Origin of the sequence: Spirosoma sp. 48-14, assembly GCF_001898575.1 — a bacterium.
GTDB lineage: Bacteria > Bacteroidota > Bacteroidia > Cytophagales > Spirosomataceae > Spirosoma.
This window is the reverse complement of the sequence record NZ_MKUD01000031.1, coordinates 1-847: the sequence shown is the minus strand read 5'-3', so window position 1 is coordinate 847 and position 847 is coordinate 1. Positions and strand designations below refer to the sequence as shown.

1 protein-coding gene is annotated in these 847 nt (G+C 62.3%); it reads right to left on the bottom strand.

Features of this window, described 5'->3' with window-relative positions; all coding sequences use genetic code 11:
* The coding region (locus BGO59_RS17275) for an Ig-like domain-containing protein (protein WP_293685013.1) at positions 1-847 on the bottom strand (847 nt) is incomplete at both ends.

Genomic DNA, 847 nt, shown 5'->3' with positions numbered 1-847 from the left:
CGCCGTGAAGTTGCTCACCGCTGGGGTTGAACAGCCACCCGCGTTACAGGCCACCGCCGTGATGCTGTTGGGACCCGGCGGCACACTTACGGGACAACTGTAGGTACCCGAAGCCGAAGCCGTGGTCGTACACAAAGTCTGATTACCGGGTCCGGTCAGCGTTACCAGACTGCCCGGTGTTGCTGTACCTGAAACCGTTGGGCTGGTGGTCGCCGTGCCGTTATTGGCCGGAGAGCTAATACCTACCGTTGGCTGGTCAACCGCTGTCAGCGTCAATGGAGCGCTGGTGCTACCGCCCGGACCCGAGGCCGTTACCGTCACCGGCGTTACTCCGCTTGATACCGTTACCGGACAACTGAAAGTACCTGAGGCAGAGGCCGTCGTGGTACACAGAGTCTGGTTGCCCGGCCCGGTGATCACAATAGCGCTGCCCGGTGTCGCCGTACCCGTGATGGGTTGGGTAGTGGGGCCAACGGGTGGCTGAACCGCCGTCAGGCTGGGTGGACCAACGGCCGTAAAATCACTCACCGCTGGGCTCGAACAGCCACCCGCGTTACAAGCTACGGCTGTGATGCTGTTAGGCCCCGGCGGCACACTTACCGGACAACTATAGGTACCCGAAGCGGAAGCTGTCGTGGTACACAGGGTTTGATTACCGGGTCCGGTCAGCGTTACCAGACTACCGGGCGTTGCTGTGCCCGAAACCGTTGGGCTGGTGGTCGCCGTGCCGTTATTGGCCGGAGAGCTAATGCCTACTGTTGGCTGGTCAACCGCCGTCAGCGTCAATGGAGCGCTGACGCTGCCACCAGGACCCGAGGCCGTTACCGTCACCGGCGTTACCCCCGTC